The 23,455-nt window shown below is 38.1% G+C and carries 22 protein-coding genes, 2 tRNA genes and 1 pseudogene; 13 read left to right on the top strand and 12 right to left on the bottom strand.

Translation table 11 applies throughout. The features are described from left to right. Positions 1–731: 731 nt before the first annotated feature. Positions 732–2,029, bottom strand: a pseudogene (locus MSBRW_RS18195) (ISNCY family transposase). Between the two features lie 662 nt (positions 2,030–2,691). On the opposite strand from MSBRW_RS18195, the gene MSBRW_RS18200 reads away from it, so the two are divergent. Beyond that, positions 2,692–3,735 (top strand): hypothetical protein, encoded by a 1,044-nt coding sequence (locus tag MSBRW_RS18200; RefSeq protein ID WP_011306331.1) that lies wholly within the window; start codon positions 2,692–2,694, stop codon positions 3,733–3,735. Positions 3,736–5,093: 1,358 nt separating this feature from the next. Here the strand turns inward: MSBRW_RS18200 and MSBRW_RS18205 are convergent. The 6 genes from MSBRW_RS18205 to MSBRW_RS18230 all read right to left on the bottom strand — a co-directional run bounded on the left by MSBRW_RS18205 (position 5,094) and on the right by MSBRW_RS18230 (position 10,137). Then, positions 5,094–5,297, bottom strand: a complete 204-nt coding sequence (locus tag MSBRW_RS18205; RefSeq protein ID WP_011306329.1) for a WbuC family cupin fold metalloprotein — start codon at positions 5,295–5,297, stop codon at positions 5,094–5,096. 317 nt (positions 5,298–5,614) lie between these two features. Further along, positions 5,615–5,902: a YunC family protein gene (locus MSBRW_RS18210; RefSeq protein ID WP_011306328.1), complete on the bottom strand. Its 288-nt coding sequence runs from the start codon at positions 5,900–5,902 to the stop codon at positions 5,615–5,617. A gap of 16 nt (positions 5,903–5,918) precedes the next feature. After that, positions 5,919–6,734 carry a hypothetical protein gene (locus tag MSBRW_RS18215; RefSeq protein ID WP_230669856.1) on the bottom strand — a complete coding sequence of 272 codons (816 nt, stop codon included), beginning with the start codon at positions 6,732–6,734 and terminating at the stop codon, positions 5,919–5,921. A 326-nt stretch (positions 6,735–7,060) separates the two neighbouring features. After that, on the bottom strand, positions 7,061–7,951 hold the full coding sequence (gene map, locus MSBRW_RS18220; RefSeq protein WP_011306326.1) for a type II methionyl aminopeptidase: 891 nt from the start codon (positions 7,949–7,951) through the stop codon (positions 7,061–7,063). Between the two features lie 348 nt (positions 7,952–8,299). Further along, the gene (locus MSBRW_RS18225; protein ID WP_011306325.1) at positions 8,300–9,469 is read right to left on the bottom strand and encodes a M24 family metallopeptidase; all 1,170 of its coding nucleotides are present in this window, start codon (positions 9,467–9,469) and stop codon (positions 8,300–8,302) included. Between the two features lie 38 nt (positions 9,470–9,507). Then, on the bottom strand, positions 9,508–10,137 hold the full coding sequence (locus MSBRW_RS18230) for a hypothetical protein (RefSeq protein ID WP_011306324.1): 630 nt from the start codon (positions 10,135–10,137) through the stop codon (positions 9,508–9,510). A gap of 288 nt (positions 10,138–10,425) precedes the next feature. Here MSBRW_RS18230 and MSBRW_RS18235 point away from each other — a divergent pair, with 288 nt between their 5' ends. Further along, the gene (locus tag MSBRW_RS18235; protein WP_048102676.1) at positions 10,426–10,623 is read left to right on the top strand and encodes a hypothetical protein; all 198 of its coding nucleotides are present in this window, start codon (positions 10,426–10,428) and stop codon (positions 10,621–10,623) included. A gap of 300 nt (positions 10,624–10,923) precedes the next feature. Here the strand turns inward: MSBRW_RS18235 and MSBRW_RS18240 are convergent. The 3 genes from MSBRW_RS18240 to MSBRW_RS18250 form a co-directional block, all read right to left on the bottom strand. Then, a tRNA-Asp gene (locus MSBRW_RS18240) sits at positions 10,924–10,996 on the bottom strand. Between the two features lie 112 nt (positions 10,997–11,108). After that, positions 11,109–11,224, bottom strand: a tRNA-Tyr gene (locus MSBRW_RS18245). A gap of 433 nt (positions 11,225–11,657) precedes the next feature. After that, positions 11,658–12,854: a methionine adenosyltransferase gene (locus MSBRW_RS18250; RefSeq protein ID WP_011306323.1), complete on the bottom strand. Its 1,197-nt coding sequence runs from the start codon at positions 12,852–12,854 to the stop codon at positions 11,658–11,660. A gap of 486 nt (positions 12,855–13,340) precedes the next feature. On the opposite strand from MSBRW_RS18250, the gene hisG reads away from it, so the two are divergent. The 10 genes from hisG to MSBRW_RS18300 all read left to right on the top strand — a co-directional run bounded on the left by hisG (position 13,341) and on the right by MSBRW_RS18300 (position 21,749). Next, entirely contained in the window at positions 13,341–14,210 is an 870-nt protein-coding gene (hisG, locus tag MSBRW_RS18255; protein ID WP_011306322.1) for an ATP phosphoribosyltransferase, read from the top strand. A gap of 114 nt (positions 14,211–14,324) precedes the next feature. Continuing rightward, entirely contained in the window at positions 14,325–15,062 is a 738-nt protein-coding gene (gene hisA, locus MSBRW_RS18260; RefSeq protein WP_011306321.1) for a 1-(5-phosphoribosyl)-5-[(5-phosphoribosylamino)methylideneamino]imidazole-4-carboxamide isomerase, read from the top strand. A gap of 140 nt (positions 15,063–15,202) precedes the next feature. Then, on the top strand, positions 15,203–15,778 hold the full coding sequence (gene hisB, locus MSBRW_RS18265; RefSeq protein WP_011306320.1) for an imidazoleglycerol-phosphate dehydratase HisB: 576 nt from the start codon (positions 15,203–15,205) through the stop codon (positions 15,776–15,778). A 22-nt stretch (positions 15,779–15,800) separates the two neighbouring features. Then, complete coding sequence (locus tag MSBRW_RS18270; protein WP_011306319.1) at positions 15,801–16,037, top strand: hypothetical protein; 237 nt, start codon at positions 15,801–15,803, stop codon at positions 16,035–16,037. Between the two features lie 257 nt (positions 16,038–16,294). Beyond that, a complete protein-coding gene (locus tag MSBRW_RS18275; RefSeq protein ID WP_011306318.1) occupies positions 16,295–16,936 on the top strand; it encodes an NAD(P)H-dependent oxidoreductase in 642 nt (213 codons plus the stop codon). A gap of 163 nt (positions 16,937–17,099) precedes the next feature. Beyond that, entirely contained in the window at positions 17,100–17,918 is an 819-nt protein-coding gene (modA, locus tag MSBRW_RS18280) for a molybdate ABC transporter substrate-binding protein (RefSeq protein ID WP_011306317.1), read from the top strand. Next, positions 17,906–18,712: an ABC transporter permease gene (locus tag MSBRW_RS18285; protein ID WP_011306316.1), complete on the top strand. Its 807-nt coding sequence runs from the start codon at positions 17,906–17,908 to the stop codon at positions 18,710–18,712. Before modA ends, MSBRW_RS18285 begins: the two co-directional genes overlap by 13 nt. Then, positions 18,709–19,770 carry an ATP-binding cassette domain-containing protein gene (locus MSBRW_RS18290; protein ID WP_011306315.1) on the top strand — a complete coding sequence of 354 codons (1,062 nt, stop codon included), beginning with the start codon at positions 18,709–18,711 and terminating at the stop codon, positions 19,768–19,770. The genes MSBRW_RS18285 and MSBRW_RS18290 overlap by 4 nt, the downstream gene beginning before the upstream one ends. Positions 19,771–20,017: 247 nt before the next feature. Beyond that, positions 20,018–20,809, top strand: a complete 792-nt coding sequence (locus tag MSBRW_RS18295) for a beta/alpha barrel domain-containing protein (protein ID WP_011306314.1) — start codon at positions 20,018–20,020, stop codon at positions 20,807–20,809. A 31-nt stretch (positions 20,810–20,840) separates the two neighbouring features. Next, positions 20,841–21,749: a Rossmann-like domain-containing protein gene (locus MSBRW_RS18300; protein WP_011306313.1), complete on the top strand. Its 909-nt coding sequence runs from the start codon at positions 20,841–20,843 to the stop codon at positions 21,747–21,749. Positions 21,750–22,053: 304 nt separating this feature from the next. Here MSBRW_RS18300 and MSBRW_RS22745 read toward each other — a convergent pair whose 3' ends face one another. Then, positions 22,054–22,275 (bottom strand): hypothetical protein, encoded by a 222-nt coding sequence (locus MSBRW_RS22745; RefSeq protein ID WP_157209478.1) that lies wholly within the window; start codon positions 22,273–22,275, stop codon positions 22,054–22,056. An 11-nt stretch (positions 22,276–22,286) separates the two neighbouring features. Continuing rightward, on the bottom strand, positions 22,287–22,595 hold the full coding sequence (locus MSBRW_RS18305) for a transposase (RefSeq protein WP_268990328.1): 309 nt from the start codon (positions 22,593–22,595) through the stop codon (positions 22,287–22,289). A 309-nt stretch (positions 22,596–22,904) separates the two neighbouring features. On the opposite strand from MSBRW_RS18305, the gene MSBRW_RS18310 reads away from it, so the two are divergent. Continuing rightward, positions 22,905–23,297 carry a hypothetical protein gene (locus MSBRW_RS18310; protein ID WP_011306311.1) on the top strand — a complete coding sequence of 131 codons (393 nt, stop codon included), beginning with the start codon at positions 22,905–22,907 and terminating at the stop codon, positions 23,295–23,297. Positions 23,298–23,455: the final 158 nt, after the last annotated feature.

Genomic DNA, 23,455 nt, shown 5'->3' on the forward strand with positions numbered 1-23,455 from the left:
TGGAAGCGTGGAGGACCATAAATAGAGTGACTCTCAAGTCATAAATGAGAATCTTCGCTAGTTTTTTCTACACACTCTTTAACATTGATAAACTGCCAACTCCTCCTAATATGAAGTTTTTTGACATTATACCACATAGGTGACGTCCACCTATGACTAGATGAGGTGTAAGTGCTGGAACTTGAATACTTTTGGCTATGATCACAGTCAGAAAGAATACCACATTGTATTGATCACTAAATATTGAATATTCGATATTAAGATAGTTGAAAAGAGTTAGAAATCAATCTTCAACAACACTTGTACCAAGAAAAAAATCTTACTGTTGAAATGAGATCGACTATCTACGTTTGTTCTGGAGTGATTCAAGAATCTCATTATCCAAATAGTTCAATAAATAAAAAATGTACAATTACTTCAGCTTCACCTTCAATTACGAAAACTAAGGAAAATATATGAGAAAGTGGTAAGTCTACATATTCATTAAAATACTACTATAGTGGCACAATTCCATAATCTAGTGATTTTTCTTATTGTTACTTCCTTAAACCTACATTTTTTCTTTGCTAACTACCTCAAAAAGCTGCAATAATCTTGAAAAACAGATTCTTTGGCATTTTTGCCAAAGAATCTGTTTATTCATTTGATCTTTTTACTGACTCTTTCACTTAAAATCGATACGCTCCGCTACTTCCCAACATGAAATTTTTATTAAAATAACTTACTACAACTTAAAATAGAGTAAATAATCTGAACAATTCTAAAAATGACTTTTTTGGTTTCTTGAGTAAATTTAGTCTTCTCATTTCAGTAAGTTTAATCTTATTTTCAATTCCTTTATCAGTTCTAAACTGCTTCTTACTATCCATTTTTAGACTTTTTGAATAGTAACTTTCAATAGGGTTATTTGTCGCCGGAGCTCCAGGAAGATGATGGAACAAAGTAAGATTTAACCAGTGTTTATTGATCATCCACAATCTTTTTTGAATCGCGTCATCATATGTTCTTATATTTTCCATTAATTTATTGAAGTTATATTTTGCTTTTTCAAGACTATTAAATGGAAGATTTTCTTTATTTCGCCTCCTTTTCAGCTTTAACTTATATCTATATTGATTAAATTCCTTTTTTACCTTTTTACTCCATTTTAAATGTTTTTCTTCGCTATTAATTACGTTAAGTTCTTCAGATAGAAGTTTTTCCAGAAATTAGATCTCATTTTCACTATTATAAAATATATTCAATAACTTGTATTTTAATAATTCTTGTTCAATAGTTGTTTTCTTTGGGAAATCACTAACTATAAGCTTGTTTAAGTGCATCAAACAATATTGATGCACTAACTTCTCTCCAAAAACTTCCTTTAATATATTAGGATATCTCTTATCAAAATCCGTAACAATAAACACAGGTTCTGATGAATCGAGATTTTTCCGTAGAAATTTTTTGATGGTTTCTGGACTTTTATCTTCGAAAAGTTCATCTGCTATTGATCTATGAGTTTTTGCGTCCAATAAGGTTAAATGGTATTTCTGACACCTTCCTTTTTCCGGATGCGGTTCATCATAATGTACTATACGTGTATTCCTGAGATTGGAACATTCTCCTTTTCCATTTTTTCGTTGAATGCTCTAAAAATAGTACTTTTTGATCTTGGAAGTATAAAGGCCATTATATCAGAAATTCCATCATAAGAAACGTTATGATATCTGAGTACCTGGAAAAAATTATTGAATAAATCAAAAAGTAAAGTTTTCAGATGTTCCCAAAAACTATGACCTTCTTCGCATGTACTACCACAATTTGAGCATTTAGATTTCCCAATCTTGATTGCTCCAAGACCTTTTTTGGTGTATGAATTATAGCCATTATGAACCATACGAGTATTACAAATGGGACAAGTTGGAGGAGTTTTTCTGCGAAAAACTCCTCTTGCAGTATATTCGTAATCATTGTCAAAACTATCAAAAAGATTTAAGAGAACCGAGAGGTCCGAAAAGTTATTAAGATTAAGATTTATAGTTACCATCGTTGTGCCGTAACATCATTACATAATTACAGAATTATAAATTTATGTAGTGATGTTACACTTATTTTTATCACTAGATTTTGGAACTGAGTCACTATAGTTCAATCAATAGGATTGTAGTTAAAAAATTAGTCCATGATTCGGTAGAGATCTTTAGCAATTAGGCAAATAGGTTTTACATATTTCATATATTTAGAATTTAGATTTTAGGGTCTCATAAAGTCATTAAAAAGTAATGCTAAAAATAGCATATAGTAGCTTTTCAAAAAATCCTATAAAGACCTAAAATCCATAATCAAATTAAATCCTAAAGTTTATTAGTTATAAAATTAATCTTTTCCAAAGTTGAAAATCCGGCACTATACTATCTAAAAGCTTCTGAGAATCACATACATTCGGTACAAATATAAAATAATGGAGTGTGAGCATATATATCCAAAATCAAGATTCTATATGATAGATCTCAGGCTGATAGGCGGCGAACATGTTTCTGGAGAAACGAAGAATTTCTGTCTAGGTATAAACAAAATCATGAATTTGAATTTGTTAGTATAGCCGATTATGTAGATGAAATACCAATAGACGTCGATTATTTAATAAAAAATCCATCTTATACTAATTATCTAAATGAGAAATATACTGATTATATAAAAAAAAATCCATTGTATACTGATCATCTAAGCGAAAAATATGCTGACTATTTAAAAAAAAATCCAAGTCAGGAAAAGCAAGCAAAACCATTAGATGATCCTACATTTCTTTGGACTTTCTCTGGTAAAAAGTTGGATTCTTTATTCCTTTTGAGTATCTTAGATAGAAGTAAAACAGATATTATTATTGTTAATTGGCACTCTATTAACAATGATCCTATCTACGGTTCAGATAGAAGTTTTACATTTTTTAGTCATTACAAAATAGGTTTGAATTCTTGGGTTAAAAAAGGCGGAATTCTTATACTTGAAGCACAGTGCGGTCAATGGGTACCTGTACAGGAGTCATACAATATATTTGACGAAAGTATTGTTACGACAAAAAAAGGACAAGCTATAGGTAAATCGTGTAAAATTAATACTAAATTAAAGAATCACCCAATTCTACGAAATGTTGATAACAATACAGGTAGGATAGACGTACCCTCCAAAAACTTATGTAAATTGCTTTGGTATCCCAAAAAAAGTGAGGACCAAACGCTCCAAAATAATATGCCCGGTTATAGCGATATAAAATTTTATCAAGGCTGGTTTGAGAAATATTCTAATGAATGGGATCCCTTAATATTTACAGATGACCAGCGTAAAAAGCCTATTATGTTATGCCACATCCCTGTGAAAAATTATAGCAAATATGTTCCTATAGGAGCTTTAGTAATTACAACGATGTATTTAGGGTCATCTCTTCACGAGCAGTTGATTGAAAATCTTTTTGGTCTAGCTCAAAATAATTCATTGTTTGAGTATTGTCGTGACAGGGAAAACGAAAAAATAAAAACAAAAAAAGTGATACTCTGTTTCAGTATAGTTTTGGTTTTGTTTTATGTTATTGCAAATAAAATAAATTTACAAGTAAATGTTCTTAACCGAGCAATAAATTCCAAACTTATTAATACTACTTCAGCATTTATTTTTGCAATTGTAACATCTTTAATAGCTTCAATAATATATCCCTATATTCTTGCATATTATTCCAACAAAAAAAAGCAGCGTTAATCACCAATATTTTGTAAATGAGGTCACCCCAAAACCAACTTTATTCTCAAAATCATAAAATTTTCAGAATTGCTTTCATAAACCGAAGTTCAAGTGATGATTGCAAATTCGAGATCTAAAAAAGTAATTTTGAGTTTTGGGATAGGCTCTTTAATAAAGTGTTTAAAAATTCAGGGACAATTTTACAAGACAATCTTTAAAATATTTTTGAATAATAGTTAGTTTTAGATAATTTATTCAGAGTATTATTGAAACTTGTTTTTATGCTTCAAGTGCGTAAGTTCTTAGAATTTTATCAATAAATTCTCTTGTCTCCTTAGTTCCCCCCTCTGGAGCCCAACTTGGGAATACTTTCTCAGATTCATTTACATATAGGGTCCTTCTAAATCAGTACTAAAACTAAGGGCATACAATGCTTATTTTAGATGATAGGTATGTATTTAGAGGTTCTCCAATTAAGGTACACTTTAAAAATCAATTTTTTAGATAAATAATCTATAATACTCTTTTAAATCAAGAAAAAATTGAGATAAATACATAATTCTTTTACAATTTATATTTATTTATAAATAAGGCATCTAATATCATTTTTATCCATACAAAATTCAATGTTAAAAGTAAGGATAAATCAACGTTTAATTTAACAATTAAAGTATTTAATTCATTTAAACAGTAAATAGATCATTTAATAAATGTACCTTAACTGGGGGAGGGCTGACACTACATTATATTTGGCAAATAAGGTTTAATATCCCTTAAAACCTTAGTTTGACAGTATAAATTAACTTTAGTGAGAAGCTTCAATTTTTTGTCAAAAATCAATTGACAGTATTCATAAATTTCGTTAAATTACCTCTGATTTTCCAGCTTCATAATCACTATGAGGTAAATTAGTAGAGATTTTTGTCCCATTTTAGCACTTTTGGCACCTGACTTTTTGGATAGTATCTATATTTTATCTGAGATTCATGCTATCTGTCAAATTCTATACCAAAAATTTGGTCAAAAATCATAAAAATAGCTATCAAGAGAAAGAGAATCATCTGTCAAATTGAATCGTAAAAAATGGGCAAAAATTTGTTGAAATAATGTTACTTATCATTCCAATGGATATGAAAACAATCTTCCCACATAAAAATCAAACTGTCAAACTAAGGTTAAAAAACTAATCATTTTTCAAGGGGTCTATTTACATATGAACCGCCTTTGATCTCGTACAAGACAGAGTCTTCTTTGAGCGAAATTATGGAATGCAAACTATTTGGTGGAAACACTACTCCTTTTTTCCCATTCTCTAAATTTAGAACCAAATAATTAATTATTTTACCTTTATCACTAAATTCAAGAGCTAAAAAACTTTATTTTAAAATTAAAAGTGTTTCATTATTATTGGTGCCCATGTGTTTATGTGGACGTATGTATGCACCGGGTTCAACAGCATTTAAAAACAGCTGGAAAGGTTCCTCAGATCTTTTATTAAAAGAATGATCAGCTTTTTTTCTCTCACTTTCTTTGGCTTTCTGAGAAACGCAATCAATAAGGTCATCATTTATTTTAATCAATTAAGATCACCTCATGTAGTTATAAAGCAGCTAGTGGTCAACCATCATAAAAATTTAAGCGCAAATTTTTCTACTTTAAAATTCAGCAGTCAACTAATATTTAATGATCATTTCATAGCAAAATCTTAAACAGGAATTTTTCTGAATTCATTATTTTGACTGCCTTTTTGCTCTAATTGTTAAATAATTACAGTAAAGAAAGATATATAAGCTATATTTTATTGTTGCGAAATGATACTAAAGCAAGAGTGAAAATATAATGTAAGATATTTGTGAAGGCATTAAAGATGAGTATCAGATCAAAATAATTTTTTCCTTTAAAACATCCTTTCCAGAGCTTCCCTGCCAGTCATTCCGGGTTCGACCCCGAGTTCCTTCGCGAACTTGGTTACTTCAACGACCTGGGCTTTGAGCATATCTTCAAAACTCTGTACGCCTTTTACCTTCGCTGCCGTGTCCCCAAGTGCCTCTGCAGCACTTACATTAAGGTATCCGCACATCAGGAAGCCTTTCTCTGCCCTTATAACCAGAAGAGGGTATTTTTGCATCTCAAAGCGGAGGCCAAGAGCACACCCTTTTTCAAGCTGAATCTGTTCAATAAGCATATTTTTCAGAATAGCTTTAAACCAGATTAACTTTTTGGACTATCTGATAAAACCATATAAAGATGTCTTTGAAAAATCCAGAGGATTTACTGGCTTCTACGGCTTTTCCGGCAGCTCTGGTTTTATTTACGGATGCATTGGTTTTGTTTTCTGCATTCTGCTCAATGATTCTTTTTCTTTCCTGCATCTCGGCTTTGTAGGTTTCATTTTCAGAAATCCAGAGAGTTATATTTCTTTCCGGGCTGAAATTGCCTTTAAGAACTGTATGGTTGTTACCGGATTCCTGAGTTTTATTATTCAGCCCTTCTGTCTTTTCGACATCATAGCCTGCAGGCAGATTGATTGTGACATTCGAGGTCGGGGTACCCATAAACCAGATATTCGCCTCCTGATCAATCGGTTTCCCGAAAGTATAGTTTACAGTCGCAGAATTAGTAATTGATGAGGTTTTTTCAATCCCGCCCAGAGCTTCTTTTGAGAGTACGAAGTCAACATCTGTTACTTTGACTGGCTCCGAAGTACCATTGAGTTTCACATCAGGTTTGGTTTTTACAGATTCTTCCATTTGATCTCTGAGAATAATTTCTGCTTTCAGGATTTCCCACGCATTAACAAACTTATCACTGTTTCCTGCTTCCAGGTCTATGAAATTCCTGAAAACAACAGATTCATTGTCTGTAATTTGTTCTTGATATTCCCAGGTCATTCCGCCCCTTTCCAGTGTGATGTTATTGCTGGGTGCGAACGCAGCAGTACAGGGCTCTGCCAGAAAGGCAGGCATAAAAAAGGTTATTAACAGAAAACCGGTTAAAAAAAGATTGTATGCTTTCAAGGTGCTCAACTCATGTTTTTTAGTTTTCTGGCTTTTTGCTAACCTTTACACTCTTCTCCTTTTTTAGTCCCGGTTCTTCTTCGATATATTCTCGACTTACCTTAATTTATTTTCGAGTTATTATCGACTTACCTTAATTTGTTTTCGAGTTATTATCGACTTACCTTAATTTATTTTCGATTTATTCTCGACTTACCTTAATTTATTCTCAATATAATTTAATTTATTTTCGATTCGTTTTCAATTTATTTTCAACTTATCCTAATTTATTCTCTATTTAGTTTTCTCTTTATTTTCAATTTCATTTTCCCTTTATCTTTTGGGTTTTACTTTGTTGTAATTTCACAGCCGTCCTGGGTTACTATTATGGTGTGTTCGGCCTGGGCTACAAGTCCTCCTGCACTTTCGAGAAGTACAGGATAAGAGTGAATAATTCCTGCTTTTTCGAGCTGGATTAATACGAAATCCAGTTTGTCGGATTTGAGCCAGCGCTTTGCAAAAGGCAATTCTCTGTATTCTTCAACCTGTTTCAGGACATTCCGGACTGCAGGCAAACGGACCGGTTTTTTCCTTATAAGGCTGTATATCTCGGCCCAGTTCCCATCATGGACAGCACCGACCCCGTCCGTTGCAAAGGGCTCGATTGCAAGCACATCTCCTTCTTTTAGAATTGCTCCTCCTTCCACATGCCGGTTAGGAACAGAAGGATCATCATGGGCTTCATACTGGGAAAGCCCGTGACCTGTCAGGTTCAATATCGGGTTCAGTCCGTAACTGCGAATGCTGTTCTCAATTGCAGCTCCTAATTCCCCGGTAGAGATTCCTGGCTTTGCAAGGTCGATGGCAGCAGCAAGAGCCTCTTCGGCGGCTTTCTTGATGTCGGAATTTCCTGATAAGTCAACAGTGACAGCCGAGTCTGCAACATATCCGTCCACATGGACCCCGAGATCCAGCTTCACCATATCCTTTCCAAAAACGTCAGTATCTCCTATCTTTGGGGTTGCATGTGCAGCCTCCTGGTTTCTTGAAATATTGCATGGAAAAGCAGGCCTGCCTCCTAGCTCTATAGTCCGGTTTTCCACAAACTCCGCAACTTGCAGCAGAGTGTTCCCTACCCTGACCATTTCTACGGCTTCGGCCCTGACAGTTTTCAGAATCCTGCCTGCTTCCCTGTATTTTTCAAGGATTTCTTGCTTATTGTGCACATTATCGGTCATGTTAACCCCTTGTAAATGTTGTTATTGTAATTTATTGAAGTTTTATTGAAATCTTGTAATTTATTGGAGTTTTATTGAGATCTTATTGAAATTCTTGATAACCTATTGTAATTTTACTGGAACATACTGGACTTATTAAATTCTTATTGGAATTTTACTGGAAAGTACTGTGACTCTGACAGTTTTCCTGAGTGTGTTCCTTATGTGAATCTTTAATTTTCGATTTGAACCAGTGATTTTCAATTCAAACGGACAACCTTCATTTTAATAGACTATCTTCGATTTGAGTAAGTTAAATGTTGTTATTAAAATATAAAAATATAACAAATCTTTTCAGTTGTAAATCTTTTATACTACAAATCTTTTTTCCAGCCCTGTAAAGTTCTGACACCCATTTTCAGTGACCAGGACCATATCCTCGATTCGTATTCCTCCAACCTCAGGATAGTACAGACCAGGCTCGAGAGTGATTACATTGCCTGCCTCAAGTAAAACCCCGTTTTCTCCGACTCCCGGGAGTTCATGTATATCGAGCCCTACCCCATGTCCTGTTGAGTGAATAAACCCTACCTTTGCACCACTTCGGTAGGTGTCATAACCGTGTGCCTCGAAGAAGTCGCAGACAGCGTTATGCACATCGGATGCCTTTACTCCTGGCTTAACCATTTCAAAGCCTTTTTTCTGGGCTGCAAGTACAGTTTCGTACATTTTTTTAAGCTCTTCCGAAGCTTTTCCATGCAGGACTGTGCGCGTCATGTCCGCAAAATAGCGTTTCGTTTTGCTCCGCGGGAAAATATCCAGGATTATCGGGGCATTTGCTCTCAGAGGGCCATCCGTAGTCCCATGGGGGTTTGCTGTATCTTTGCCGCATGAAACAATAGTCTCTTCGGCTTCGCATCCATAATCAAGAAGTGTATGATCTATAACCGAAAGCACTTTAGCTCCTGTCAGTACCTCTCCTGCATGATAGAGGATACCATCCCTTTCTTCTGCTCCTGATATCAAGGCTATTGCAGCTTCCATAGCCTTTTCTCCGGCCATCTGGGCGTACTTTATGGCTTCAATCTCTTCCGGCTTTTTCAAGCTCCTGATTTTTCGGAACGGGCTTTTTATTGGAACTACGGAAAAGCCCGCTTCTGTGAGGAAGTTTGATTCGAATACCGGGAAATCGTAAGGCACTGCGACTTTCTTAATTCCGTCTCCCGCAAGCAGTTCGGATAGGCAAGCTGCGTAGGCGATAGATGGATCTTTCTTTTCCTTCATCTTCTCCCTGTAGCCCAGGTCCTGCAATGTTTTTATTGTCGAAACCCTTGACTCGATTTTAGCTCTTCCTTTTTCCATATCCGAAATAAAAAGTATCTCTTTTCCCTCGTCGGTTTGCAGGTATGCAAAATCGTCGGAAGCAAGGAAGCGGGTTACGTAATAAATATCTGAATTGTGAAGATTCCCTGTCATAAGATAGGCATCGGTTCCTGCCTCTTCAAGGGCCTTCTTTATACTGAACTCTGGTTCGGTCATGCAGGGTAATTCTAGCTTTGTGCATAAAGGTCTTATTGTCAGGGCTTCTTTCCTTCCAGTAAGATTTCTTCTTTTATTTTATGGTTTAAAATGAGAAGCTTCTCAAGCAACTCAAAATAATGGTTAAGAGAGGCTGTCATTTCATCCGAAAACCTGAGAAAACACACATACTTTCTTCTCCCCAGTTCGTTTACCCAGGCTTTATTCTCAGGTTCCCCTTCTTCGAGTTTCCAGAAAATCTCGGTGGCGCAGCCAAGGATTTTTCGAACGCTTGAGGTCAGATCCTTTCGAATTTTTTCTTTTTTAAATTCCACATAGTCCCTTGAACTATCCGGCTGAAGTAGTACGTTTCTATGAATCCAGTAATCGCCGTGGTTAAGATGAGTTTCTACAATATCTGAAATTTTGAGGGATAGCTCCTTCAGGTCTAAGTTTGATTCTCCAGCCTTTTTGTTGTGAAGTCTTAAGTTCTCAGGAAAAACTGCATTTTCTGGAGAGTTCGCTGCTATTTCCATTTCTCTTTGAATCCATTCAGAGGTGAATTTTTTGGTAGCTTCAATAAAAACGAGAGTTTCAAGCTCCATTTTTACTCTGGTATCTTCCAATCTTTCCTGCATGCTGTCTAATTCTTCCTGGGAATCGTCAGACACAACATATTCAACTCCCATCTTTCATTCTTCCAACTCTACCTTTTTTCGCAGTAATAAATAATTCAATTTTTTTAGCTGTTACGTTTACTTTAAATACTGTTCGTATATTATGAGACTTTATATAAACTCAGATAAGCTTATAATATATCTGTTAAATAATATATCCGTTAAGGAAAAAGAGAGCTCGCAAGAATCAAGGTGAACCTAATAAACTCTGCCATTAGAGTGGAATACCTATATCTTTTTTATTTATCCAGTTTGCTGGTAAGGGTACAGACGACGTGAAAAAGAGGAAGCATTAAGAAAATGATAGAAGATATACTTTACTTTGGAAACGTAGTTTTCTTTCTTTTTTTATGTGAGATAACAATTCAAGTTGTGTTTAACGTTATCCGAATGTGCTTGAGGAAAGACGGAAGTCCCACAGGCGACGAATACCACAGATTATATGAAGAAAGTATGGAATGGATGAGGCAAGGAAGTCGGAAGCCTCACAGAAGATGAATACTACAGATTATTTTAATAAAGTATGATCTTATATTCAGAAGTGATGAGTTAAAAAGTACTTAAAAAAGTTTTTATTTTTACTCAAAAGTGATGAGTTAAAAAGTACTTAAAAAAGTTTTTATTTTTACTCAAAAGTGATGAGTTAAAAAGTACTTAAAAAAGTTTTTATTTTTACTCAAAAGTGATGAGTTAAAAAGTACTTAAAAAAGTTTTTATTTTTACTCAAAAGTGATGAGTTAAAAAGTATCTGAAAAAAGATTTCGTTCGATTGGTAACAATCGAACTTTAATTTGGAAACGCCCGGACCGGGATTCGAACCCGAGTCGGAGCCTCGACAGGGCTCCATGATAGGCCTCTACACTATCCGGACACTTCAGTGTCTTTTGCTATTGATTTTCACTCGCGTTGCGAGCAAAACATAAACGCTTTTTTAATATATAAATGTTCCCGTTGAAGCTTTTCGATTCTGGAAATTGTTTAGGTCCCGCCTCCCAGACTCGAACCGGGGACATCGCGGTGCCTGCGCGGAAATGTACGGGTAATTTTACCCGCACGAGCCGAACTACAGCCGCGCACTCTACCACTGAGTTAAGGCGGGACAATGTATATTATTCCACTATTTATTATTCCACTGTTGCACTGCTTGAGTGCACCATCTCATATATGGCGATGATATATATGTTTTACGCTAGATATTGGTTATAGAGGCATTTTTATGAAAATTTTACCCATGTACGTTTATTATATAGCCTACTTTGCCCCTTACTCTGAAGAGTTCTCAAGAGTATGTTCATAACTCGGCATTACTCCCCGGTTTTAAAAAATAACCGACTTTTCATTTAAAATAATCAGAATCAAACTAAATATATGCAGATTTAAAAATAAAAACAATAATCTTCACTCTTAAAAACAATAAGCCTCGCATTAAAAATGAGATATTTCCTATTAAGAGCAAGTTAGAGTCAAAAATAGTTACAATAAATGAATTATGAAAAGAACCTGAAGGTTCTTCCCTATTGTGTTTTCCTTGTTTAGAAAGTGTCCAATTCTCCTTTAATTACCATTTCGGTAATCTTTGTCACATTGGAAAGCCAGTCATCCATGACAACTTCGGCTTCGGCTTTGACCTTTGCAAAAGAAGTGCCTTCTTTGGGAATAACCTGCGCACTTGCTACGAGTGGCTGGTCAATTGGTTTTCCGATCTGGGAAAGCAGCCTTATGTAAACGTCCTGGACTTCCGGAACCTGCTTTACAATATCGCGGGCCATCTGGGTCGAGAGAAGGTTGTAAATTTTGCCAATGTGATTAATCGGATTCTTTCCACTTGTTGCCTCCATACTCATAGGCCTGTTTGGCGTGATCAAACCATTGCAGCGGTTTCCGCGCCCTACTGAGCCGTCATCCCCCATTTCGGCTGAAGTGCCTGTAACTGTGAGGAAAATAGAGCTGGTTTTCAGGTTATCTCCTGTGTTAATGCAGACTTTCACATTGCGCTCAGTATACCTGGTTGCCATCTCCTCAACATAAGTCTGCATTTCCTGGGTCATATTTATATAGCTGTCCAGGTCGTCAATATATCTCCCGATCATACCGCTGCATATTGTAAGAGTTATATCTTCCCCATCCCTGAGTCCCATGACCTTCATATCTTCTCCGATTCCAGGCATGCGCGACTTAAGGTCTGTGAGCAGTTGTCTTTCGGTGTTATATACAAGGTTTTCAAGCTCTGAAAACGGAGCATGCCCAACCCCAAATGAGGTATCATTTGCAACCGGAATCCTATCTCTTTTGAAGACATCTCTCAGGTCTGAAGACCCTGTCCCGAGTTTGCAGTCCATTATGACATCTCTTTCGAGATCCATGTTTACAAGAGTATTCTTAAGATATTGTCTGGCAGCTTGTAGGGCTACAGACTCGGTAGCAAGATCTACTCCTTCAAACTCCTTTGTTGCCCTGCCTACCAATAGAATATATATGGGCTGCAGTATTTCTCCGCCCCCGAACCTGGGGCTGGATCTCCCGGCTACAATCTGGGTTTCGTCAGTATTATGGTGGAGTACGGCTCCACATTTACTTATGTATTCTCTGCATAGTGCGCGACTTACGGCTTCGGCCAGTCCGTCTGATATACTATCAGGATGCCCTATCCCTTTGCGTTCTACAAGCTCGATCCTCTGTTTCTCAACAGGAGTTTGGAAGAGCTCCTCCACTTTGATATTTCGGGCCATTTGGATCCTCTTTTTTCAAAATCGATAATAGTTTTTATTATTAAATGTTAGTGTTATTGATTTACTATTTTTCGGTCAGTTGTACCATCAGTCTGCTATACTTAGCACTCTGTTGTGGTTAATTCTTCTGTTGCTCTGACATTAATAATATTCTAATATATACTTCAAGAATCAATTCATATTAAATTACTATGGCTATATAATTTTTCCCCGGTCTTCATTACTGGAAGTAATATTAGCTTTAAAAACGATTTTTTTGCTTTCAATCCTGGAAGTTTACTGATGGGGTTTACTTACTGGTTATCAAAATTAATTCGTAATGAGTAGGCTTTTTATCTATGGACCTGCCTTTCTTAAAGGAAAACTTCTATGAGACCTTACCGTGAAGTCTATATCATACTAGAGTATTCTGGATAAACGTTTTTACTTTGATGAGCTTACCCGGGAAAATACCTCCCGGCAGATTATTTATAGAGGACATAACAGATGATTCGCATTGCAATACCCAATAAAGGGCGCCTTTACGAACCCACAATCTCTATTTTCAAAGATGCAGGGCTCCCAATAAGTGGAGGGGCCGAAAGTCGAAAACTTTTTGCAAAAACTACCGATCCGGATATCCATATCCTCTTTGCCAGGGCTGCTGACATCCCTGAGTACGTACAGGACGGAGCTGCGGACGTAGGTATTACAGGCATAGATCTGATTACGGAAAGGGGAGCAAAGGTTGAAACTCTTCTTGACCTTAAATTCGGAAAGGCCAGCCTTGTTCTGGCTGTCCCTGAAGACTCGGACTTCCAGAAAGCTGAGGATCTTGAAGGCCGAAAGATTGCAACCGAGTTTCCGGAAATTACACACCAGTACTTCAAAAAGCATGGAGTCAATGTTGAGGTTATAAAGGTCAGCGGAGCCTGTGAAATGACTCCACATGTGGGAATAGCAGATGCAATCGTGGACATCTCAAGCTCCGGAACCACTATGATGATAAATCATTTAAAGCCTATTGAGACTGTTTTTTCTTCTACAGTCTACCTGATTGCAAATAAAGAAAGCCTCAGGACAAAGGAAAAAATTCTGGACATCAAAACTGCACTGGAAAGCGTACTTAATGCAAAAGATCGGCGTTATCTTATGATGAATGTCCCCGAGTCTTCCCTCCAGGCAGTAAAAGAAGTTCTTCCAGGAATGTCAGGTCCAACGGTTATGAAGGTCGAGTCCAGCAAATTGCCAGGAGAATCCATCCTTGCAGTTCACGCTGTTGTGGACGCAGACTTGATTTTTACCATTGTAAATAAGCTGAAGAAAGTTGGTGCGCGTGACGTTCTTGTCGTACCTATCGAAAGAATAATGCCCTGAAAGAAAAAGGCTGGAAAAATGGGTTTTCAGGCAAGACAAACAAAAGGAGATTTAATAGAAGGAGATTTCTCAAAGATAGAATGAGATTCTCAAAGACGTGTCGGAGATGTGACTTTGGTTTTTGAAGTAATTCCTGCAGTGGATATGAGGGGTGGAAAATGCGTTCAGCTTGTGCAGGGAGTGCCTGGCAGTGAGATTGTATCCATTGACGATCCTGTTGAAGTTGCCCTTGATTGGGTCAGAAAAGGGGCAAAGACTTTGCACCTGGTAGATCTGGACGGAGCAATTGAAGGAGAGCGTAAAAACGCTCCTATAATCGAAAAAATAGTAAGTGCATGCCAAAAAAAAGGGGTGCAGATTCAGGTTGGAGGAGGCATTCGGAGTTTTGAGGATGCAGCTTCTCTGCTTGAACTGGGAGTCTCGAGGGTAATTCTAGGAACTGCTGCACTCAAGAACCCGGAACTTGTACAGCAGCTCTCCAGTACCTTTGGAAACGAACATGTAACTGTTGCCCTTGATGCAAAAAACGGAAAAATATCCATCAAAGGCTGGACTGAGGAATGCGCACAAACTCCTGTAGAAATGGGCAGGAAGTTTGAAGAGCTCGGGGCAGGCAGCCTGCTTTTTACAAATATAGACACCGAAGGCCTTATGCAGGGAGTAAATCCTGTCCCTACAAAAAACCTTGTGGAATCTGTCAGCATTCCTGTAATCGCATCTGGAGGAGTAAGTTCTCTTCAAGACCTACGGACCCTGAAGAAAACCGGAGCATCAGGGGTTGTGGTAGGCAGCGCTCTATACACAGGCAGGTTCACACTTGAAGCTGCGATTGAAACAACCCAGCAGGAGTGATCTGAACCTTGTTTTTATTTCCTGGCAGAGGACCTTCAGCATAATTCCACTTTTTCAATCTTCCGGAAATAGATAGGAAAAAGAGCTCACAGGCAGCCAGATAGAAAGTATTTATAAATTTAAAGAGAATGTGATGCTGTATGAGAACAGGCAGAATGTCCCGCAAAACAAAAGAGACCGATATCCAGCTTGAACTGAACCTTGACGGCACTGGGATTGCCGATGTCAACACAGGAATCGGGTTTTTTGACCATATGCTTACTTCTTTTGCAAGGCATGCAGAATTTGACCTCAAGGTACGTGCGGAAGGTGACCTGTACGTGGACGAGCATCACCTTGTGGAAGACACAGGAATAGTTCTCGGAAAAGTGCTTGCAGAGGCACTCGGGGATATGGCAGGAACTGCTCGTTTTGGGGAAGCCAGAATTCCAATGGATGAAGCCCTTGCCGATGTTGCCCTGGATATAGGCGGACGCAGCTATCTTGTCCTGAAAGCTGAGTTTGCATCTCCCCAGGTAGGGCAATTCAGTACCCAGCTTGTAAAGCACTTCTTTGAAACGCTGGCCTCAAACGCAAAAATTACCATCCATGCGAGTGTCTATGGTGACAATGATCATCACAAGATCGAAGCTCTTTTCAAAGCCTTTGCCTATGCTATGAAACGTGCTGTAAAAATCGAGGGTAAAGAGGTAAAAAGTACTAAAGGTACCCTGTGAAGCAAACCTTTTCAAAAACTGCTTGCCCGCAAGCCTTTTCAAAAACTGCTTGCCCGCAAGCCTTTTCAAAAAAGGCTTGATCGAAAACCTTTTCAAAAAAGGCTTGATCGAAAACCTTTTCAAAAAAGGCTTGATCGAAAACCTTTTCAAAAAAGGCTTGATCGAAAACCTTTTCAAAAAAGGTTTGATCGAAAACGAGGAAACGTTTGAATTTAAGGAACTTATCCTTGAACCCTATCGTCGTGATAAAACGGCGTAACGATTGAGGGTCAACAGTTGCGCCCGAGAGTGCTGAATTAAGGGCAAAAGATACTGATTTTTGCTTCCCTCAAGATGGATTGATTTACGCGAGTTCCGTCTACCGAGTCCTGCTCCAGGATGATGGAATCCGTTTGAATCTAATCTGATTCCGCAGGCTCAGGTGCATAGTTTTTCGTTTTCTGTCGCTTCAAAAGTTAAGTAACCTTACTTTTTTATTCCGGAAAACGAATTTAATATATAATTTGGGGGAATGAAATGAAAGTTCTTTACGTTTACGCACACCCGGAACCGAAGTCTTTTAACGGCGCTTTAAAGGAAACAGCACTTGCTGCCCTACAGGAGAAAGGGCATGAAGTAAAGCTCTCGGACCTTTATGCAATGAAGTTTCATCCTGTCCTGAAAGCTTCTGATTTTCCAGAACGAAAAAAGCAGGATGTTTTCAAGCCTTTCTTTGAAGCAATACAGGCCTCTAAAACAGGAGCTTTTGCACCTGATGTTAAAGAAGAAATGGATAAAGTAAAGTGGGCAGACCTCCTAGTATTTCAGTTCCCTATTTATTTCACTTTCATGCCAGCTATAATGAAAGGATGGATCGACCGCGTCCTGGCTCCTGGGTTTGGTTTTAACCCGGTTACGAATAGTGATTACGATACCGGGCTTCTTAAAGGAAAATCCGCAATAATTGTTACAACTACCGGAGCTCCAAAAACAATGTATTCTGAGGGAGGAGCACACGGAGACCTGAACAAGCATTTGGAATCAATAACCCATTGTATTTTTGAATATATGGGGATGAAAGTGCTTCCATCTTACATAATTTACGAAGCGAGCAGCATGTCCAGGGAAAGAGGAGCTGAAGAATTAGAAAAGTACAGGCATCGAATACTTGACCTTTAAATGAAAAGAAAACACTTTTTTACTTTTTTAAATGTCGTACTGGAGAACCATCGGATTTTTTACTACTTCTCTATTATATTCATATAGGATGTTTTTATAATAAGTTATATTAACCGTTATGCATATTCAGACATATCGTCTAGATTTCATGTGAGGGTTTTGAATGAAAAAGGTCTCAGCATTCATAATTATCATGTTATTGGCTATGGCTATGGCTGGCTCCGGATGTACGGAAAAAATGTCTCCTACTCCTGCTTCTAATAATTCGGGAAATGAATTTGAGGGAAGGCAAATCATTGTTTGTTCCGGAGCAGGACTTATAAAGCCCATGAATGAATTGATCGGGAATTTTGAAAATGAAACTGGAGCAGATATTGAGGTTCGTTATGGAGGAAGTGCTGAAATCTTCGGATTTCTGACTTCTAAGGAGTGCGACGTCTTTATTCCCGGAGACTATCACTACACTGAACAGGCTATGGAAAGGAATTATGTTTTCAATGACAGTGTGGAAAACCTGACCCGGCATATCCCGGTTATCGCAGTACCTGCGGGAAATCCTGCAAACATAAGCAAACTCGAAGACCTGGCAAAACCCGGAGTAAAGCTGGCTCTTGGAGACCCGAATGGGCCTGCAATAGGCAGGGTAGCGGAAAAGATCTGTACACAGGCAGGAATCCTTCCTGAAGTAAAAAATAACACAATTGTCAAGACTGCAACAGTAAACCAGCTTCTTATTTACCTCGCGTCCGGAGATGCGGATGCGGCAATTATATGGGAAGATATGGCAAACTGGAGTGAAGCCAGTGGAAAAATCAAAGTAATTCCTATCCCTGAAAAACAGAATAAAATACAGACCATACCCACAGCAGTTTCCACATATACAGAAGACTCTAAACTGGCAGAAGCATTTAACACTTACATTGCAGGAGATGAAGCGAGGGCTACCTGGGAAAAATGGGGCTTTGAGCCATGCAGTTCTTAAAATATCCGGGTATGAAATACTCCTGGTTCAAGAAATTCACAGTGGGCATTGCCCTTTTCTTTACTTTTTTGCTTTTCTTATCCATAGGAACCTTGCTCTTCGTCCTTAGTCCATCAGAAATCTTTTCAGCCCTGCTTTCGGAAGAAATGCTTTATTCAATGAAGCTTTCCGTGCTGACCTCTTCAATCTCAACATTTTCTGTAATGTGCTGCTCAATTCCAACAGCTTATGCCCTTTCACGTTTCTCCTTTCCAGGAAAAAGCATTATAAAAACCGTACTCGGGCTTCCGATGGCATTTCCTGAACTGGTAATGGGTCTTGCCCTCCTGCTTCTTTTCGGGCAGAGCTTTCTCGGGCCTGTGCTTGAAGCTGTGGGGATAAAGGTAACCTTCAGCAAGCTCGGGATAATAATTGCCCAGTTTTTTGTAGCCTTTCCCTATGCTGTAAGGATAATCTACTCCACCTTTGAAGACATCAACCCAAGATACGAACTGGTCTCAAGGAGCTTTGGGTACGGAGAATTCGAAACCTTCAGGCACGTGACTCTTCCAATGGCAAAGAGTGGGCTTTTTGCTTCAGGAGTGATCACCTTTGCTCGCTGTATAGGGGCTTTTGGAGCAGTGCTGGTGCTGGCAGGTGGATCATATATGTATACCGAAGTTCTGCCTGTGACCCTCTACCTGAACATTTCCTATGGAAATCTGGAAATGGCAATCACAAGTGGAATTTTGCTCATGGGAATTGCTTTTCTTGCCATTCTCAGCTTTGAAAGGTTTGAAGGAGGAAGGCTGTGAGTTTTCTTGAAGTCAGGGACCTCTGCCTTGATGTTGGGGGTTTTGAACTCGATAGAATAGAACTCAAAGCCGAAAAAGGAGATTACCTGACCCTAATAGGCCCTACTGGCAGTGGGAAATCCCTTCTCCTTGAAACGATAATAGGATTTTACGGCCCTGAAAAGGGCAGAATTATTCTCGAAGGAAAAGATATTACCGATCTTCCTCCTAATATGAGGCAGATAAGTATAGTGTATCAGGATCACATGCTTTTTCCACACATGAATGTTTTCGAAAACATAGCATATGCAGTCCGAAAAAAACTCCGAGACAAAAAACAGATCGAAACCGAAGTAAAGCAGATTGCCGGAGTCCTGGGGATCGGTGAGTTGCTATACAGAAAACCAGCTACCCTGAGCGGGGGAGAAAGGCAAAGAGCAGCTCTTGCAAGGAGCCTTATAGTCAGACCAAAACTGCTCCTTCTGGACGAACCTTTCAGCGCCCTTGATGTAAGGACAAAAGAAAAGCTCAGGAAGATGCTGAAAAAAGCGATCAATGAGTACAGTACTACTGTTTTGCATGTGACCCACGATTTTGAAGATGTCTGGGCTCTGGCGAACCGCGTGGTCGTATTAAGGAAAGGGAAAGTTATGCAGTCCGGAGACCCTGAGTCGGTTTTCAGGCAACCGTCTCCTGATTTCGTGGCCGAGTTTCTGGGCACCAATGTGCTTAAGGGAAAGGTAAAGGCTCTCGAAGGAAAACTCACAGTGATTGAAGCCGAAGGACTGGAAATCTATTCATCAGATCCTGCCGAACCTGGAGAAGAGGTTGCTATCTCTATTCGCCCGGAAGAGATTATTCTTGCCAGAGGGATTATGGAAAGTTCGGCCCGAAACACTTTGAAAGGAAAAGTTACAGAAGTTTTCAAAAAGGAACATCTTGTCGTGGTCGAGATGGAGATGGGGAATGTGGAAATTAAAGCCGTGGTTACGCCGACTTCATGTGAAATGCTCGGACTCGAACCAGGCAGGGAAATATATTCTGTGTTCAAAGCTTCAAATGCCAGGATAATAAGGTGAATTCACAGGAAAATTCATAGGAAAATTCATAGGAAAATTCACAGGAAAATTCACAGGAAAATTCACAGGAAAATTTGAAGTTGGAATGAACTAACGCATGTTGGGATCAAGATTTACAGAACCAGAAGTAAAGTGAAAATAAACCGGTAGCAAAGAAATTGATACGAGATTAATACGAAAAACCGGCAGCAAAGAAAATTGAAATATAAAAGAAAGAAATTTATAAAGAAAATCTTTGAGGTAAAATATGATAGACCTTTTTGAGCTGTATTTTTATGAAGACTGTCCTTATCAGGATGAAAGCGCAGAACTGCTCAGGCTTGAAGGCAGGGGGAAAATGAGGATTGTTTCAAGAGAAAACGGTGTATGTGCCTGCGCCAGCGACCTGGCAGAGTATTATGAAAGAAAAAACATGAAGACCCTGAATTACCTTCGAGACGGAGAGACTTTCAAGCCCGGGGATGCAATTTTCGAAGCTGAAGGAGACCTTAAACTTCTGTTCAGGTACTGGAGGGTTTCCCAGACTTTCCTCACCATCATGTGTGCAATTGCCACGAAGACTGCCTCTCTCGTTAGTGCAGGCCGAAAGGCAAACCCTGACATTATTATCGCAACAAGCCGTAAGACCCACCCCGGATCGAGGATATTTGAGATTAAAGCTGTCCGGGCAGGCGGAGGAGATATCCATAGAAACTCCCTCAGCGATTCTATCCAGTTCAGCCAGAACCACCTGGAAGTTGTAGGCGAACTGGGAAAACTCAGGGCTATTAAAAAGATAGAAATCGAACCCAGAACGAGAGAAGAAGCGTTCAAATATGCCGGAATGTCGGATATTATGCTTCTTGACCACATTTCTCCGGAAGAACTGCGGGAACTCGGGCCCGAACTTAAGAAACTAAATCCAAAGCTTGAACTTGCAGTGGGAGGAATCAAAGGGCCCATGATTCCTGAATACGCTCCTTTTGTAGATATTATCGTTATAAGCGCTCCCTATTATGCAAATCCCCTTGACTTTACAACAAAAATGGAAAGAATTTAAAAAAGATATAAAAAGGTAAAAAGGTGGCAGCATGCCAGAAACAGAATCTTCCGAAAAAAGAAAATTCCCGGTAAATGAAGAAAAAAAGTACAAAAATGGACTGAAAGGGAAAGGAAAAACAGGAGAAGCAAATAAAATGGAAGGAAATAAAGAAGAAACTGGAATTTTGCCCTCCCTGGTTAATTCCCTCAAAAATGATCTGGGTCCTGCTCTTAAGGACATAGAAGTAAAGGATGTCAGGATAGGGCTCGCCTATACCGGAGTTATGATTTCCGAAAACTATGGAGGCGTTGCCTGCACCCCGCTTTACGAGTTTTCAGGCTGTCCTACTCTCGGGTTTGCGGGCTCTCTGAAAGGTAAAACTGCGGATAAAGTTCTTGAACTTGCCCTGTCCAAAAATCCTCTTGAAGCCTCAGTCGGAGTTGCAACTGCAAATGCTCTTTCTCACATGCTGCGAGATATTAAACCTGAAAATTTCCCGGCATCAAACATAGATATCCTTGACCTCATAAAACCCGAAGACAGAGTTGCAATGGTAGGATATTTCGCTCCCCTTGTCCCTAAAATCCTGAAAATAACAAATAAGCTTACGATCCTCGAAAAGCGTGAAATCGAATCTCCGAAAACCCTGACTCTGCCCTCGGAAAAAGCCAGAGAAGTTCTCCCCACATCGGATGTAATCATTCTCAGTGCAAGTACTCTTGCCAACAGGACTTTTGATGAACTACTGTCCCTGCGGGGTGCAGCAAGGGAAGTTGTCCTGCTAGGCCCAAGCTCTCCTCTTTACCCTGCCCCGTTTTTTGAGAGAGGAATTACTGCAGTAATGGGAACCCAGATTCTTGATCCTATAACTATGCTTACCATTGTCAGCGAAGCAGGAGGTACGAAAAAAATTCACAAGTGCTGCGGGGAAAAGGTAGCATTTAGAAAAAATAAATAAATCAAAAATAAGTCTGCTTGAGCGAAGTAATAAAGGATTTTGTGCTGTTGTACTTGAAGTGCAACTCCAGAAAACTTCCTATTTTCTGTGATCTCCAGGCGAAACTCGGGTGTTGAACTTATCCTGAAACTCAAAATTATTTTTTTGAACTATACATTTCGAATAATCAGTCAAGTTTTTGACTATATTTTCCAAAATAAAGCTTTAAAACAACTATATTAAGGTTTATATATATTAATCAAACTTGATTTATACAAAAATTATATAATTAACCTTTAAATTTAAAATAAGTTTATTTTCCCTCTTATCCTACAAGTATTTTTATCTCTTTTTCTGGCAATTTAACGGGCACACAGCTATAGGCTTGAATATTAGCCGGAGCAATCAATGAAGACAATACGGCAAGCTCGATGAATCTGACCCTGGACTCAACCAGTGCCTGGAATGTGACAGGAACTTCATACCTGACAAGTTTCACAGATGAAGATTCCACATTGTCTAATATCAAAGACAATGGAAATGCCATATATTATGAGCCTATCCCAAAAGTTCATTTACTCTAATTATTGCTGCTGCCATTACAACTCCTAGATATGATTCTTCTTTTATTTCATATCTCGGGAATACTTTCTTGCATGACTCTATCCAGCTAAAAAACCTTTCTACTATGCTTTTCTTTTTGTATTCTTCCGTATCAACCTTTATTGTTCTTCCTCTCTTCTTTTTCTTCCGATTTCTTTTATTTACTGGTATATTGGACTTTATTCCTCTTCTCCTGTTATATTTTCTAATTTTAGCTGTATCATACATTGCATCAGCTGTTACTTTGGAAGGTCTGTTTAGAATTTCTTCTTATACTTTATGGAACACCTTAGGTATATCAAACCCATAAACATACATCATGAATGACGCAGCCTGGGGGCGAATTTGAAACAAGTTCGTCCTTTTACATTTTTTGAATTTGTTCTCTCGTACTTCAAATCTAAGTTAATAGGACTTAAAGTTTAAATTACAAAGCCAATTGCAGTAAACTCATACTTTTCTAAAATTTAAATTTCAACAACGATGCCTATTGTATTTAATTTGGCATCATAAAACATGTAATGGCTAATTAATTTGAAGTAAGATGACTACAAAAATTAAATTTAAAAAGTGATGTTTGTGAAAATACAAAAACTCAAATCTGAAGAGATTTTTGGATTAATGTTAGGCGTTGTAATTAATTTTATTTTGTTAAGATTGTCTTTTCAGATAATCGATGTGTTACATTTTTCCAATCAAATAGTTGTTTGGGTTAATACTGGTCTTATCGTTTTCTTCATAATACTGGGGCATTATATAGTCTCAAGGAAAGTAATTGACGAAAAAAAGAGAACTGAAGACATAAGAGGTCTTAAAAGTAATCTACTGGGTTTTTTCCTGTGGCTTATTTTTATAATAATTGCAACCTTGTTGGATATAGAAATTAATCGGACTGCGATTACAGTGGGAGGGTATATTACAATACTTTTAATCCTTTTATATATGAATAAGAAAGGGATTACCTAAAAAATAATTCCACGTAGGAATTGAATTCACAGATATATGAAAAATATTAGTTCCGGCAATTTAGTAAATGAGCCTATTCCAAAACCTTGACTTTGGAATAATCACTCTAATTTATAACGTGAAAATAGTATAGATTTGGGAATAAAATTGGTTTTGGG

It is taken from the genome of Methanosarcina barkeri str. Wiesmoor (genome assembly GCF_000969985.1).
Classification (GTDB): domain Archaea; phylum Halobacteriota; class Methanosarcinia; order Methanosarcinales; family Methanosarcinaceae; genus Methanosarcina; species Methanosarcina barkeri_B.

Bases quoted from the DNA above. Each gene is read 5' to 3' on its own strand.
- MSBRW_RS18230 (WP_011306324.1), bottom strand. From the start codon at position 10,137: ATGGGAGTTGAATATGTTGTGTCTGACGATTCCCAGGAAGAATTAGAC.
- hisG (WP_011306322.1), top strand. From the start codon at position 13,341: ATGATTCGCATTGCAATACCCAATAAAGGGCGCCTTTACGAACCCACA.
- MSBRW_RS18310 (WP_011306311.1), top strand. From the start codon at position 22,905: ATGTTTGTGAAAATACAAAAACTCAAATCTGAAGAGATTTTTGGATTA.
- MSBRW_RS18225 (WP_011306325.1), bottom strand. From the start codon at position 9,469: ATGACCGAACCAGAGTTCAGTATAAAGAAGGCCCTTGAAGAGGCAGGA.
- MSBRW_RS18250 (WP_011306323.1), bottom strand. From the start codon at position 12,854: ATGGCCCGAAATATCAAAGTGGAGGAGCTCTTCCAAACTCCTGTTGAG.
- MSBRW_RS18285 (WP_011306316.1), top strand. From the start codon at position 17,906: ATGCAGTTCTTAAAATATCCGGGTATGAAATACTCCTGGTTCAAGAAA.
- map (WP_011306326.1), bottom strand. From the start codon at position 7,951: ATGACCGATAATGTGCACAATAAGCAAGAAATCCTTGAAAAATACAGG.
- MSBRW_RS18210 (WP_011306328.1), bottom strand. From the start codon at position 5,902: ATGCTTATTGAACAGATTCAGCTTGAAAAAGGGTGTGCTCTTGGCCTC.
- MSBRW_RS18235 (WP_048102676.1), top strand. From the start codon at position 10,426: ATGATAGAAGATATACTTTACTTTGGAAACGTAGTTTTCTTTCTTTTT.
- modA (WP_011306317.1), top strand. From the start codon at position 17,100: ATGAAAAAGGTCTCAGCATTCATAATTATCATGTTATTGGCTATGGCT.
- MSBRW_RS18300 (WP_011306313.1), top strand. From the start codon at position 20,841: ATGCCAGAAACAGAATCTTCCGAAAAAAGAAAATTCCCGGTAAATGAA.
- MSBRW_RS18295 (WP_011306314.1), top strand. From the start codon at position 20,018: ATGATAGACCTTTTTGAGCTGTATTTTTATGAAGACTGTCCTTATCAG.
- MSBRW_RS18275 (WP_011306318.1), top strand. From the start codon at position 16,295: ATGAAAGTTCTTTACGTTTACGCACACCCGGAACCGAAGTCTTTTAAC.
- hisB (WP_011306320.1), top strand. From the start codon at position 15,203: ATGAGAACAGGCAGAATGTCCCGCAAAACAAAAGAGACCGATATCCAG.
- MSBRW_RS22745 (WP_157209478.1), bottom strand. From the start codon at position 22,275: ATGGCATTTCCATTGTCTTTGATATTAGACAATGTGGAATCTTCATCT.